The sequence below is a fragment of the Acidobacteriota bacterium genome, assembly GCA_038040445.1.
GTDB lineage: Bacteria > Acidobacteriota > Blastocatellia > UBA7656 > UBA7656 > Onstottus_A > Onstottus_A frigus.
The window spans coordinates 63552-77164 of sequence record JBBPIG010000017.1 but is presented as its reverse complement, the minus strand read 5'-3'; the positions used below and the strand labels follow the sequence as shown (position 1 = coordinate 77164).

General features: G+C 57.4%; 11 protein-coding genes. 2 read left to right on the top strand and 9 right to left on the bottom strand.

Annotated features, from left to right (window positions below):
• Nucleotide 1 precedes the first annotated feature (1 nt).
• From AABO57_18290 to AABO57_18260, 7 genes are all read right to left on the bottom strand, one after another.
• The gene (locus AABO57_18290) at nucleotides 2-2473 is read right to left on the bottom strand and encodes a diguanylate cyclase (protein ID MEK6287671.1); all 2472 of its coding nucleotides are present in this window, start codon (nucleotides 2471-2473) and stop codon (nucleotides 2-4) included.
• Nucleotides 2474-2799: 326 nt separating this feature from the next.
• Entirely contained in the window at nucleotides 2800-3408 is a 609-nt protein-coding gene (locus tag AABO57_18285; GenBank protein MEK6287670.1) for a transglycosylase SLT domain-containing protein, read from the bottom strand.
• Between the two features lie 97 nt (nucleotides 3409-3505).
• Complete coding sequence (locus AABO57_18280; GenBank protein MEK6287669.1) at nucleotides 3506-4363, bottom strand: DUF3881 family protein; 858 nt, start codon at nucleotides 4361-4363, stop codon at nucleotides 3506-3508.
• Between the two features lie 131 nt (nucleotides 4364-4494).
• Nucleotides 4495-5694: a trypsin-like peptidase domain-containing protein gene (locus AABO57_18275; protein ID MEK6287668.1), complete on the bottom strand. Its 1200-nt coding sequence runs from the start codon at nucleotides 5692-5694 to the stop codon at nucleotides 4495-4497.
• Between the two features lie 195 nt (nucleotides 5695-5889).
• Entirely contained in the window at nucleotides 5890-6354 is a 465-nt protein-coding gene (locus AABO57_18270; GenBank protein MEK6287667.1) for a hypothetical protein, read from the bottom strand.
• Nucleotides 6355-6441: 87 nt separating this feature from the next.
• On the bottom strand, nucleotides 6442-8055 hold the full coding sequence (locus AABO57_18265; protein ID MEK6287666.1) for an aspartyl protease family protein: 1614 nt from the start codon (nucleotides 8053-8055) through the stop codon (nucleotides 6442-6444).
• Nucleotides 8052-8714: an N-glycosylase/DNA lyase gene (locus tag AABO57_18260; GenBank protein MEK6287665.1), complete on the bottom strand. Its 663-nt coding sequence runs from the start codon at nucleotides 8712-8714 to the stop codon at nucleotides 8052-8054. The genes AABO57_18265 and AABO57_18260 overlap by 4 nt, the downstream gene beginning before the upstream one ends.
• A gap of 272 nt (nucleotides 8715-8986) precedes the next feature.
• Here AABO57_18260 and AABO57_18255 point away from each other — a divergent pair, with 272 nt between their 5' ends.
• Both AABO57_18255 and AABO57_18250 read left to right on the top strand, forming a co-directional pair.
• Complete coding sequence (locus tag AABO57_18255) at nucleotides 8987-10240, top strand: aspartyl protease family protein (GenBank protein ID MEK6287664.1); 1254 nt, start codon at nucleotides 8987-8989, stop codon at nucleotides 10238-10240.
• 395 nt (nucleotides 10241-10635) lie between these two features.
• Complete coding sequence (locus AABO57_18250) at nucleotides 10636-12648, top strand: PEP/pyruvate-binding domain-containing protein (GenBank protein ID MEK6287663.1); 2013 nt, start codon at nucleotides 10636-10638, stop codon at nucleotides 12646-12648.
• 68 nt (nucleotides 12649-12716) lie between these two features.
• Here AABO57_18250 and AABO57_18245 read toward each other — a convergent pair whose 3' ends face one another.
• Nucleotides 12717-13160, bottom strand: a complete 444-nt coding sequence (locus AABO57_18245) for a type II toxin-antitoxin system VapC family toxin (GenBank protein ID MEK6287662.1) — start codon at nucleotides 13158-13160, stop codon at nucleotides 12717-12719.
• Entirely contained in the window at nucleotides 13157-13387 is a 231-nt protein-coding gene (locus tag AABO57_18240) for a hypothetical protein (protein ID MEK6287661.1), read from the bottom strand. The genes AABO57_18245 and AABO57_18240 overlap by 4 nt, the downstream gene beginning before the upstream one ends.
• Between the last annotated feature and the right edge of the window lie 226 nt (nucleotides 13388-13613).

The following is a 13613-nucleotide window of genomic DNA, read 5'->3' as shown; positions in this document are numbered from 1 at the left end:
CCTATATTGCCGCCGATCGCGCGGGGAAAGGTGCAACGCGCAACGACGATGCGTTCCGGCGGCGAGCGAGCTTGTCTTGATACATGCGTTGATCGGCGACCTCCATCAACTCGTCTATGGCAGTGCCGTCCTGTCCGTAGGTCGCGTACCCGATGGAAATACCGACGCGCGCCACGCGGCCCGGCCTCACCTCGTAAGCGAAGCTGTCGACGGCTGACTGGAGTCGCGACTTCATCTCGAGCACCAGGTCGGGCGTTACTCGATGCAGCACGGCCACGAATTCGTCACCTGCGTACCGGATCAGTGTGTCTCCCGAGCGAACCTGTCCGCGTGAGACTTGCGCAACCCGCCGCAGTATCTCATCGCCGACGTGATGGCCATAGGTGTCGTTGATCCTCTTGAAACCGTCCAGATCCATCATCATCAATACCAGCGGATAACCGTGACGCTCGGACCTGCTTCGTTCCTGATCGAAGAAGCTGTACATGTATCGCGAGTTTGGCAGTCCGGTGAGATTATCCGTAAGCGCGGACTCCTGAGTCCGCTCAAAAGCCAGCGCGTTGCGGACAGCGGTGGCCGTGTGATGCGAGATGGTCTCGAGCAGGCGGACCTCATCGGCCGAGTATCCGCGATCTTCTTCGCAGTAGAGGGCGAGCGTCCCTACCAGCGAATCGTCGTGCTCGAGCGGGAATATCGCCGTCGAACGATACGCTGCGGCAGCCAGACCCAGCGGCCGCTGAAGGTCAGCCAGCGGGCTCCCCCCAATCAACACCTGCCGATGCTCGGCAACCCATCCCGCGCCGCCTTCGCCCACTGACATCTCGACGCCCTTTAGCGCCTCGGCGTTCTTGCCGATCACGTAGGCCGCACGCAGCCGGTTCCCCTCCGCGAGAAATATTACCAGGGTGGTGAAGTTGGCGATGTTCTCGAGTTTGGCGGCGACGATTGGTAACACCTCGGAGAGTTTTAGAGTGGAACCGAGCGTCTGCGAGATTTCATAAAGCGAGAGCACCTCTCGTTGCGCGGCCGCGATATCGCGCAGGGCCTTTTCAGTAGGCGTTCTGGGCGCCTGGATAAAGCTCAGTTCCAGGCGACGATCAGCGGCGAGGGGTTCGACACCCAGCAGCGAAACCGGGCGCGCGCTGAGTGCGGGCAAGTTGTCTTCGAGCGAATCGATGATATCAAGGAATACTTCGAGCAGTGCCGGGTCAAATGTGCGCGCCTCTTCGCCGCGCATCATCTCCAGCGCTTGCTCGCGGCTGAAGCGCGGGCGATGCGGGCGGTTTGTTGTTAGAGCCTCGTAACAATCGACGACTGTAAGTATCCGCGCGCCGAACGGAATCTCCTCGCCCTTCAAACCGCTAGGGTATCCTGTGCCGTCATACTTTTCATGATGGTGCTTGACTATGGGAACGACTTCGTAGGGAAACTCGACGTTGCTCAGAATGTCGGCGCCGACTACCGGGTGGATCATGACCTTCGAGTATTCGGCGGCGCTCAGCTTGCCGGGCTTGCTCAAGATGTACTCGGGAACGGCGAGCTTCCCTATGTCGTGAAGTAAGGCTGCGGCTTTCAACCCCTCCATCTGGTCGTCTGGGTAGCCAACGGCGCGGGCGAGCCCCTCGGCCAGCATCCGCACCCGCTGTATGTGCCCCCGCGAGAGATCGTCCTTCGCGTCAATCGCCATGGTGAGTGACTCAACGGTCGCCAGGTGCAGCTTGGTCAGCCCTTCTATGTGCTTGTTGGACGTTTCGACCCGCCCCATATAGCTTCGGTAGGCGATGTAGGTCAGAAGCAGAATCGGAAGCGAGATGACGAACGAGTAGAATCCAAAGACGGTTATCACCTTGCATATCGCACCGCCGGCCACCGCGCCGATAAAGAAAGCCGGCGAAGCCCATAGATAGTTTTCAGTCCAGGTCTTGATGACATTGCGGCCGCGAAACAACCCGACTGCTGTAGCCGCTATGCTGCTATTGATCAGATAATTCGTCAGCGTGATCACGCCGATCGCAAGCGTTAGCTGGTCGAGTCGATCGTGGCTGTACACCAAGCGATCGAGCGGTCCAAAGAGCCGCACAGCCAGCAGCGAAGCGCTTAGCACCGCGATGTTCATCGCCCCCATGTTGATCAAGGCGGTTGATCCGAGATTCTTCTTGTTGCCCCGCGGCGACCTTGCCAGCCCGTCGATCGACGCCAGCACCGCCGCCGCCCATGGACCGAGCATTAGGATCGCGATGCAGACGAACGTGTCGCTCAAGGTGATCTTGCTGCGCACGCCGGGAATCCAAACCTCGGCTCGCCAGCTCAACAACATCGTGAAAGCGAGAACCAGCATCCAGTCGAGCCGCATCGGTTCCAGCCGCAAGCGGTAGATTGAATAGACAAGCGCGAAAGTTCCGGCGACCGAGGCGATCACCGTGAACAACTTGATCTTCAGATTAGCCGCTTGCCTCACGTTCACCTCAAACATGTAGTCGCGTTAAACCGCGCGGTTGTTTGAATCGGCCCGGTCGCTGGACTTTACTCTTCATTGATGTTGCGGGGGCAACTCCTTGGCGAGGCGCCGCGCCACGCCCATCAGCGCAATTGAGACTATTCAATGCTCGTGCCGCGCACACCGCTCGACGCATTACCGGTTGAAGGACTTTTGGATGTTGGAATTAGGAGCTAATTTGTTTAGGACCGGTTGTCTTATGGTAACAAACCACAGTCAAACTGGCGCTCACATACACAGGTGTTCATTCACAATGACCGGGAGGAATTGCAAAGGGTAGACGCGGCGAACTCAGGCGTACTCTATTGCCCTATTATTTCGCCGTTGCGCTTGTAGTTGTTGTATCGCTGGACGATCTTCTGAACATAGCTGCGAGTGACCGGAAAATCTATGCGCGCGATGAACTCGTCCCGCGACATCTTGGAGCGGTCAGCACCTGGAGCCCATCGCTCGAGATTCGAGGGGCCGGCGTTGTAGGCCGCAAGCGCGAACGCGAGGGGGTCGGGTTCGTCTCCGTAGCGATTGAAGAGAGATTGAAGATACCAGCACCCAACGTGCAGACTCACCGCCGGATCGCCGAACGTCTCTTCAAATCCCGGCTCAGACCCCGGCGGCGGCGCTTTGCCCGTGATCGCGGCAGCAGCTTCCGACAGCGAACGCGAGCGAGTGGACTCGACCCACTCCTGAGCGACCACTGGCGTCACTTGCATCAAGCCTACCGCGTTTTGCGAGCTGTGCGCGTGCGGGCTGAAAAACGATTCTTCGTACACGATTGCTTTCACCAACGCAGGATCGAGGCTGTGCTTCTGGGCCGCGGCCGTGATTAGCGTGTCATACCTGTGGGTCCAATAGCGCCACCCGAACAACATCCCGGCGACAACCAACAGGCACGCGGTGCTTAGTATTAACAATCCTTTGCGCATTGTGTCGAAAGACGTAGCATAGACTTTAGCCGGGTAACTGCGCTACAAGAGCAATTGCCAGACACAGACTGAAGTCTATCCTACTTCAGTTTCCACGGCGGAGCCCGGCCCAGAAATCTGCCTGTTCGTACTCTTGATCAACGCCTTCGTAGCGAGCCGATAAATCGCTCTCTTTGAGCACGTGTCCCTGCAGCCATATGTTCGCGGTAATCTCCGCGCCGATCTTAAGTTGCCCGCGCAGCGCTCGCCGGTTGGCGAGAACCTCGAGACGAATCGACGCGGCATCAACATAAATCCAAACGAGGTCGGCTGCGGTGACCGGGTTCCGGATGTCGCGCCACGATAGGACTCGCCCGCTGATCACATAGTCGTTTTCACACGCTTTGTCGGCAAATCCGTCGAGACGCTCAGCGAGGTCGAAGCGGTGAGCCGGCGGATCGATTACCCGTCTGGAGTACGGCCGCACGCGGGCCGCATAGGCTATTCCCGCCAAGGCAACGTGGAGGTGCGATTCGCGGAAGTCGGCGTCATCAAGTTCGGTCAGGTTTTGAAGCTCAAAGACAATGTCGGGCGCGCCACGCACGCCGCCGCGCACGATCGCTTCACCGTCTTCGTCGTATTCGACAAGCTCCCACGGCAGGATGGTGCGAACGTAGCGGCTGCGAAAGGCGGGGCGGCAATCCGCATAATAAAGGTCGGCGCCGCGTTCGTAGAGTATGGACCAGACTTCAAGCCCGTCGCCGACCTTCCAACACCTTCCGTGCAACGCCGCCTCTCCGCGCTGCGCGCGAGTCCGCTGGCCATTGGTCTCGACGTACTCGACCAGCAGGTTGTACGAATGTTCGTCGGCAACTTCGAAACCGATGGCCTGAAACAATTCGGCCATCACAGCGCCGTCCGCTACTTCTTGTTCGAGGGGTCCCTCGGTGATTGGCTTACTCATGGCAGGGAGATGCGTGAAGCGTGATGCGTGATTCGTGACTCGTGATGCGTGATGCGTGATGCGTGACCGGACCAACATGAATCGTCTCGACTAGTCTGGTCACGCATCACGCATCACGAATCACGCTTCCTTCATTTCTTGGTCTCTTCGCCTGTCTCGGCATTCAATGTGTATTCGCGGCCATCGCGTACTATTCGGATCGCGACCTTGGTGCCGGGAAGCTTGCTGGCGATGATTCGATTGAACTGCACGGACGACGTGATTGACTGGCCGTCGACTGTGGTAATCAGATCGTCCTTCCTCAAACCGGCGCGCGCGGCGGGAGTGGCCCGCTCGGCGCGAACGACGCGCACACCCCGAGAGTCGGCCGGGAGCTTCAACAGCCCGCGAATATCAGCATCGACGTCCTGAGTCTCGACGCCCAGAAACCCGCGTGTGACCCGGCCCCGGTCGATCAGTTGGGACAAGATCGATTTGAGCGTGTTGATCGGTATAGCGAAGCTCAAACCCTGCGTGCGCTCCAAAACCAGCGTGTTGATGCCGACGATCTTGCCTTGAACGTTCAGGAGGGGGCCGCCCGAGTTCCCCGGGTTTATCGCCGCATCTGTCTGCAGAAAGTCGTCGAACTGGCCCCCGAATCCCGTCCGTCCTTTAGCGCTAACGATCCCAAGCGTAACCGTGTGATCGAGTCCCAGCGGATTGCCGATCGCTATTACCCACTCGCCTACACGCAGCGCATCGCTGTCGCCCAGATCGGCCACAGGAAGCTGTGCCCCGTTTGGCACGATTTCGAGCAGAGCGATGTCGGTCGCTTCATCGTAGCCTTTGATCGATGCTGGGAACTGGCGCCCATCGTGCAGGGTGACCGCTACGCTGGTGACCAGCTTCGGAGGGCCCTTTGTTTCAGGACCCCGCTGGCCCGAACCGCGCCGCGGCTCGGCATTCGAAATCAGATGAAAGTTGGTAGCAATCAATCCACGCTGGTCGATGATGAAGCCGCTCCCGAGGTTCTCGCCGCTCTCGGAACTCGACCGGATGTTGACCACCACTTCGTTGACCCGCTCGGCGATCGAAGGAACGTCGAGCAAGACCGTTTTGCCCTGAGGCGCGGGAGCCGAGCTTAGCCCGCGATCGCCGGCTCGCGGCGTCTGACTCGTGTGTGAGTTGGCGCGCACCGATAGCCAGGAGCCTGCCGCCACTACCGCCAACAGCGCGAGCGATGTTGCTTTCAATTGTCTAATCATTACCTTGACCTGATCGAGTCTTTTGGTCGTGTTCATCCGAAGCGGGCGCGCGCGAGCGCACACCTCGGACGTTTCGGGAGGGTCCATATCGCGGCCGCTGGCCTGAGCGCACCATCTCGGCGAACAAGTCGACGTCGTAGTCGCACTCGCGCGACATCTCTTCGCGGATGGCGTGAATCTCTTCCAGAAATCTCGGCTTTCGATACATAAGAGTGATGATGCGTGATGCGTGATTCGTGACGGTGTTGTTTTCCGGTCACGCATCACGTATCACGTATCACTTCAAAATTCAGCGCTAATCAAGAACTCCGGCGTCACGATCATCGGCACAAAGAACCCGGCAATCGTGTTGAACAATTGAACTCGTGATTGCCGATGCACGTTTGCGATGTACCCAAAATCCCAGGTCACCAGCAGATCGGCCTTGTTTACCGAAGCGATCGCCACGTGCAGCGCATCCGCCATGTGCTTGCGATGAAAGATACCGCGCGATACGTATCCCTCCGCCAGTATCGCCGCTTCCTCGCTGATGTCGAACATCGGGACGTCGCGTATCAAATTCAAATACGCCGATCGCCGCGGCTCTTCGGTCCGTTCGAGCTCGCGGACAACCAGCGGCGATATGTACGGCGCGTAGTCGGCCATCTCGTGCTCCCACCAGCGGATTGTCAGGTCGCGGCGGAATGGTTCGCCGTTGTCCAGATAGGCGCCGACCACCGATGTCTCAAGGTATAAACTCTTCTTCATAATGGGCGCACAGACATTCTACCACAGGGGAGTAGCGTAGACTTTATTAGTCTGCATGCCGAGTTTGATACTGAGCCTGCTACCCCCTTACTGTCTTGTGACTGGAGGCGTATGAGGCTGGAGCGCAAGTAATGCGCGATTGAAATCAATTGTCACTCTGAAGTGACGCAGAAAGTCGCCGCCAAGTATGCCGCTCTGCTCGAAGCCTGATGTTTCGTTGATCGCGCCAAAATCCAACACCAGCGCGCGGAGGTTGCTCTGGAGCTGATCGGCTACGCGGCAGTTGCGGATGAAAAGTATCTGAACGTTGTCGGTTATGCCAGCGGCGCCTATGACGCTGGTGGTCTGGCCCTTGATCAATTGATCGTGCATATTGAGTCGCTCGACCGCCGCCATTGAAACCACTGTCGAACTGGCGCCCGAATCAAGAATGGCGTGTATGTTCTGGTTGTCGTTGAATTCGGTCTCGACGCTGATAAGCCCGTTCTGTGTCGTCCGAAACGGGATCAAGCTCACCCCCGGAGCTGCCGCCATTTGCAACTCGCGATTGTCGCTTCGGTCCAGGCGCATGCGTGCTGCCTTATAATCCAGCGCGGTCACGAAGTGCGAGAGGACCGATATCCCGAGGAAGCCATCGGCCGTTTCTTCAGGCACCCGTCCCTGCGCCCCATGAAAGGGACGAATAAAACACGGGACCATTCTCACTTTTGCCTCGCCGATCTGAATCGACCTGATAAGGCCGTAGACAATTTGAAACTTTCCGGTGCCGCCCACTCCCTGTGACCTGCCGCCGTGCGCGATCTCGGAAACGCCGAAGCGCTTGGCCGAGTCCTTCGACATCACCGTGAACCCGGACCCCGTGTCTATCACGAAGACTGCGTCGCGGCCGTTGAGCTTGACTCGCAAGTACGGCCGCCGATCGCTGCCCAGTCGAAACGGCGCTTCGGTAACGGCCGGGCCGCTCACCTGATGGACTCTGAGCCCGGCGAGCTGGCGGTAGAATTGAATGAGTCCTCGAATCCTATCGCGGCGCTCGCTGTCGCTCTTAGGCGAGACCTCAAGAAAGAGTTCATAAGCGTCGGCAGCCTCCTTGAAGTCTTCAAGCCGCGACGAAGATCGAGCGTACGTCACCAGGTAATCAGGTTCATCGGGATCGAGTTGGTGCGCGTAAAAAGACTTTGTGCGAGACTCTTTGGCCCGGCCCTCGTAGTAATCTATTTCGGCCGCGCCGCCGTACGCCAGCGCCTCTTTTGCATCGAAATTGAGAGCCTGCTGCAGCTCGTCGATTGCGCTCCGAACGTATCCGGACCGCAGCAGCGAAATCCCCGCAAGCGCGTGGGCGCGCGCATTATTCGCGTCGAGGTTGATAACTTCCTTGGCCTTCTCGAAGCAGTGCACGTAGGACTGCAACTTCAGATAAGCCAGACTCGCTCCCAGCCGCGACGGGATGTCGCTCGGGCTCGCATCGAACATCTCGCGATAGATCGTTAATGCGTCCTCGTATTTGCCCGCTCGCATAACCTTTCGTGCTTTGCGGATAAGTTTGGCGTTGGATTCGATTTCCTTTTGCTGAGGCGGTGGCGCGCTGGCCAGCGGCCGGGTCACATTAGAGAAGGCCAAACCGGCGATCAGCAGGAGGTAACCGGCCAGCCGAATCATTCGGCTGATATTCAAAGCGCTCTTTCCACCGTAGACCTTCATTTCAGTATTTCTCCGGTCTTCGTGTACCACAAGAGCAGGTCGAGTTCGTCGAAGTCTATGCCGATCGAGTCGGCGAAGAGCTTCACTCTTTCTTCGATCGCCAGGTACCTATTTTTCGTCGATGGCGGCTTCGGCGTTTCGATCACCTCGAACTCCGCAAGCCGCGTCAGCACGTGCTTGTCCAGGATCGCGTATCCGCGATAACCCACGTTGCGCAAGAAATGACTCGCTTCTTTATAACCGATTCCGCGGACGCTTCGATTGGCGGCCAGGAAGTCACGGCGCTCGTCGGCGGCCTTCAGACCCCTGAGCGCTTCGTGCAACTGAAGACCGCAGTGTTCCCGAAGATACTCGCGGGTCTCGTATACATAAGCTCCGCGATTGTTCGGGAATCTGTGCCTTCCCACCAGCGCGTTCTGAATGTCCAACGCTGAGCCGCTCATTAGAACCGGCCGAACGCTTTCGACCGAGCGCAGACCCATTCGCGCGCTGGCGCCCGCCGTGAAGATGCAGAAAGTCAGTTCTTCAAAGAGCGCCTCAGGGGAACCCGTCCGCCCCACTCTCGCGAACTCAGCCAGTCTGTCTCTGATTTCTCGGCGCTTGGCGAAATAGATTCGCTTAAGCTCTCGTACGGTCAAGCAGGTTTGCTTTCTGGGCACTTGGGAGACGCTGGAATTGTAGGTCGGCCCCCATCGAAAGTCAACGAGGTGGGCGTCTAACCTGAGCTACAGTTTCGGTGACCAGACGATCCAAACCAAGCGACGAGAAACAAAAGACGGAAACCGGCGTTCAATGCAATGAGTAACTGGAGATTCGAACGACGTTCGAGAAGCCCCGGTGCCCCGGGCTATCTGATCGATCGGCGCGCGTGACCCAGCCGGAAACGCCTGGGCTAATGAAAAACTGGGTGCAATCGGGGAAAAGCAATATGATGAATCGCAGAAGATTACTCACAACGCTCCTCATACTGAGCTGTGCTTTCGCGTCACATCAGATCGTTTCCGCTGCGCCTCGACATCCGCTCTTACGCAGCGGCGAGCCGCAAAGGGCCGCAGAATCCGGCCCGGTTGTGATTCCCTTCGAGCTGGTCACCCGGCACATCTTGATAAGAGTCAGAATCAACAATTCCGATCCGCTGTGGTTCATATTCGATACCGGGGACAAAGTCGCCATCGTTGATTCAGGCCGGGCTAGATCGCTCGGGTTGAATCTGCAAGGAGAAATCAATGTCGGCGGCGCGGGCGCGGGAACGCTAAAAGGATCTTACGTTCGAGATGCTTCTCTCAGCGTGATGGGTCTCGAGGGCAATCCGCAGCCCGTTGTATTGGCCGTCCCGTTGGAAGGTCTGGAGCCGAGATTTGGACACGACATTGATGGGATCATCGGAGCTGATTTCATCAAGCAGTTTGTCGTGGAAGTTGACTATCCCGCTCGCGTGTTGCGGCTGCACGATAAGAACAAGTTCGCCTATACGGGCTCGGGTGAAATTCTGCCTCTCACTTTTATCCACGGGGGCCATCCGATCATGGATGCCGAAGTCACAGTGACGGGCCGGCCGGCAATCAAGGGGAGGTTTGTGCTCGATTTTGGATCCGGGGCCTCGCTCGCGCTTCATAGACCCTTCGTGGAGCAGGAGAATCTTCCGGGACCTTCGCAGAAGACGATAAGAACTATGGGCGGGGGCGGCGTTGGCGGAAAGGTAACCGGACGCAGCGGCCGAATAGCCTCGCTGAGAATCGGAAAATTCCAAATCGACAATCCACTCGCACTCTTTTCAGAAGACAAGAGCGGGGCCTTTGCCAGTTCGCAAATACAGGGCAACATCGGCGCGCAGATTTTATCCAAGTTCAAAGTGCTGCTCGACTATGATCGCAATCGGATCATCTTCGAGCCGAATGCCAGCTTCAAGGATCCCATCGGTTCGGCTTCAAGTGGTTTGAGGTTTATTGCCGAGGGCTCCGACTACAAGACTTTCCGCGTTGAAGAGCTGCTCGAGGATTCTCCGGCCACGGAGGCAGGGATTCAACAGGACGACGTGGTCGTGGCAGTCGACGGACGCCCAGCCGCCGAGCTGACTCTCTCCAGTCTGCACGAGTTATTTGAAAAGCCCGTCCCGCGCAAGCTCTCGGTTCGCCGCAAAGGACAAACGCTGCAAATCACACTCACACCCAGAAGGCTCATCTGAGTCGCTTCAGCAAGTGCACTTCATTTGGACCGAGTTTCAAGGGCACGGCCCTCGATACTAGTACACAAGTCACAACTCGGCTTGATAGATCGCGGAACGAGAACTTCGCTGCCAATCCCGTAGGGATCGCTTGTCTATGAAAGGGCCGCGCGTCAGGGTTATTTAACTCCGTTAGGAGTTACCTCGTTCCCGCAAAAACGCCCCTTGCCGAAGCACAGGTAACTCCTTACGGAGTTACGGCACCTCCGCCGCGCCCTTGTTCTATAGACCGGTCATCCCTACGGGATTGGCAGCTTGAAGTTCTCGATCTGCCATCCATCAAACTGAGAGCGACCGAGTACCAGCCTCGCTTTCTCGCCTCTTCTCTTGTGCTAGAATTCCTCCCGATGCGATCAATGATTCGATCAATCGGTGATAGTCAACGACCGATAATCCTCCGCGCAGGGGCGCTAACGCTTTGCCTCGCGCTCGTATGCGAAACAACCGCAGCGCGGTCTGCTCAATCAACTCCAACATCACCTCGACGTCCGGAGTCTGAGAAGAAAGCTCCGGCCGGAAATCGGGAAGCGGATCGGGTTCCGAGCTCGTTCGAGCGAATCAGCTCGAGGGCCGACTTCGACCTCCTGGCCCGAGTCTACTATCGAGGCCGCCTGCACGCGCTGCCGCACGTGATGTTCGTAATCGACCGCCGCTCGCGTGACCGCGTCTACTACGTCAACTCCCGGTTGTATCAGTTTCACAAAGACTTCGTGAATGCAACATATCTATCACTCGAACGTGGCCGCGCGTTTTACGACAATAACTACCTGAAGAGCGACCGCCGGTTCATACTTGGCACGATTGCGTATCAAACCACCGCCGGCAAATTCACGTTCGAGTTCTGGGAAGGGGACCGGCTCACCAGCAATCTGTTGAGCGAAACAATCGGCGCTCTCAAACGCAGCTTTTTCGCGCCGCTGTATTTCAAACCGAATTCGCTCGCTCACGAACAGACAGCCGGCGAACTGAACAAGACCGGAACGTCCGTGCTCCTGCTCACGGCGAGCGAGCTTGCGGCCGGCCAGCAATATCAACCGCTGAATCTTGGCGCGGGAATCGGACAGCTTAGAATAATCGATCGTATCACCGCGGACACGGTGATCGATCGCAACCAGATCGTCATCTTCAAAGAGGTCCCCGTTCATCTGACGCCGCTGTCGGGCATCATCACCACCGAGCCGGCTTCGCCGCTTTCGCACGTCAACATGCTTGCCAAGGGGTGGGCGATTCCAAACGCCACCATCAAAAACGCCGACAACCTCTTCAAGCAGCTCGAAGGCAAATACGTTCGTTTTGAAGTTCGCGAGAATGACTACTCGCTTGCGCCGGCCGATCCGCGCGAGGTCGAAAAGCGCAATCGAGAATTTGTGAAGCGCAGCGACCTGATTACGCCGCGCGCAGATCTCGCTTACGCCCGGCTCACGGACCTGAGCCGCCAGCGAGCGCGTGACGCCGTTCGCTTCGGCGCCAAGTCGGCGAACCTCGGCGAGATCGTGCATGCGCGCTTGCCCGGCGTCGAAGTCCCGGCCGGCTTTGCGATTCCATTTTACTTTTATCAAGCCTTCATTCGCCTGAATCATCTTGAGGAGCGCATCGCCGCGGCAGTCGAAGAAGACCGCTTCGTTCACGACCCGCGCTATCGCAAGAACCGTCTCGCCGAGATGCGCCGGTGGATCGAGGAAGGCCATCACGACGAGAGCTTCCGCCGAGCCGTTCTCGAAAAAGTCCACCGCGAATACGCCGGCGCCGGACTGTTCGCGCGAAGCTCTACCAATGCCGAGGACTTGCCGAGCTTCAGCGGGGCCGGCCTCTACACGACCGTGCCCAACGTTCGCACCGATGAGCAGTTGATGGAAGCGATCAAAACTGTCTGGGCTTCAGTATGGAACTACGAAGCCTATGAAGCGCGCGAGAGTTTCGGCATGAATCATTTCGGCGTTTACCCGGCCGTGCTGATTCAAACAGGCATCGACGCCGACAGCGCAGGCGTGGCGATAACGACCGACCCGTTCGACTCCGCTGATCGCGACGCGGTCTACGTGAACGCGAAAAGAGGACTCGGCATAAAAGTCGTCGAAGGCCGTCGAGTGGCCGAGCAGGCCATCTACCGCCCGGGCGCGGGAACGATTCAGGTGCTGACGCGTTCGGACGAAGATACAATGCTGGCGTTTGACGAGCGCGGAGGCGTCAAGGAAGTGACGATTGAACAGCAACGCCGCGTGCTGACTGACGCGATGTTGAGGCGGCTAGCCCGAGTTGCGCTTGAAATCAAGCGAGTGTTCGGCGGGCGTGATCAAGACATCGAATGGGTCTTTCGACAGGGCAAGCTCTACATCGTGCAGAGTCGGCCTTACATCGCGGGGAGTTGAAGGAATTGCGCAGCGGCCTTTACAGCTGATCGGCAATGAAGGATGGAGGATCAACGCTGACCCTCTGTCTACCTGGTAACAGGATTAATAGACGGAAGTCCCTCTTTGAAACTTGCTTTTTCAAGATTTGAATCTGAGGTAATGAAAAGGAACTGGCTGCGATCGAGCGCGCCTACCGCTATCAACGCAGTTGCTAGTTGAACCGCATCGTAGGCGCGCAACGAGTGAGCGGATGTCAGCCGCATTGCCTCACCAATAATGCGGTCGCTCAGTTGCACAATGCGATATTGGTGCTGCTTGATATGCAGTAGAAATCTCCGGCGTGCTTGATAGAAGGAAAACTCCGAAATCTTGCCTTTCGCGAGATTCTTTCCGAGGGCGGCGGCGACTTCAACAGGAGTGATCTGGGCTATCAACACCTTGTGGTTCCTGATCTCTCGTCGAACCCACTCACTCCCGGATTCTCTTACATACCGCTTGACCAGTGCGCTGGTGTCGGCGAACCAGATCAATATCGCTCTCCACGATCCGCAATTATCGTCTCCGATAGGGGACTCTCTGAAACGGTTATCGGCTCCCATTCGTCATCTGAGAACTCATCCATTTCATCAAGGAGCCGCTTTTCCTCATCGGTGAGTTTCTCGCTTGCCCGGATCTCAGCCTTTGTCTCCTCCAGGAGCATACCCCAGACCGAAACATCGTCATTGATCTCCGGATTATCAATACTCTTCTGTGACATCGGCAGTATCCTCTACTCTTGGTCCCGATGATACCACACTTCGATCTAGTCTGGTCATAGCTGTGAATACGAAATCCTGTTGATACGAAGGTGTATGGAGGGCGCGTGTACTTCTTATGACTCAACGGCCGAAGCCTGCTAACGATATTAGCAGAAACAGTGAGAGCCAGCAGATTACTTAATTAATGTGTACTCTTGTTGATGGCACAGCGCTACACTTAGAATA

Bases quoted from the DNA above. Each gene is read 5' to 3' on its own strand.
- AABO57_18290 (MEK6287671.1), bottom strand. From the start codon at position 2,473: ATGTTTGAGGTGAACGTGAGGCAAGCGGCTAATCTGAAGATCAAGTTG.
- AABO57_18270 (MEK6287667.1), bottom strand. From the start codon at position 6,354: ATGAAGAAGAGTTTATACCTTGAGACATCGGTGGTCGGCGCCTATCTG.
- AABO57_18240 (MEK6287661.1), bottom strand. From the start codon at position 13,387: ATGTCACAGAAGAGTATTGATAATCCGGAGATCAATGACGATGTTTCG.
- AABO57_18275 (MEK6287668.1), bottom strand. From the start codon at position 5,694: ATGGACCCTCCCGAAACGTCCGAGGTGTGCGCTCGCGCGCGCCCGCTT.
- AABO57_18280 (MEK6287669.1), bottom strand. From the start codon at position 4,363: ATGAGTAAGCCAATCACCGAGGGACCCCTCGAACAAGAAGTAGCGGAC.
- AABO57_18265 (MEK6287666.1), bottom strand. From the start codon at position 8,055: ATGAAGGTCTACGGTGGAAAGAGCGCTTTGAATATCAGCCGAATGATT.
- AABO57_18255 (MEK6287664.1), top strand. From the start codon at position 8,987: ATGAATCGCAGAAGATTACTCACAACGCTCCTCATACTGAGCTGTGCT.
- AABO57_18250 (MEK6287663.1), top strand. From the start codon at position 10,636: ATGATTCGATCAATCGGTGATAGTCAACGACCGATAATCCTCCGCGCA.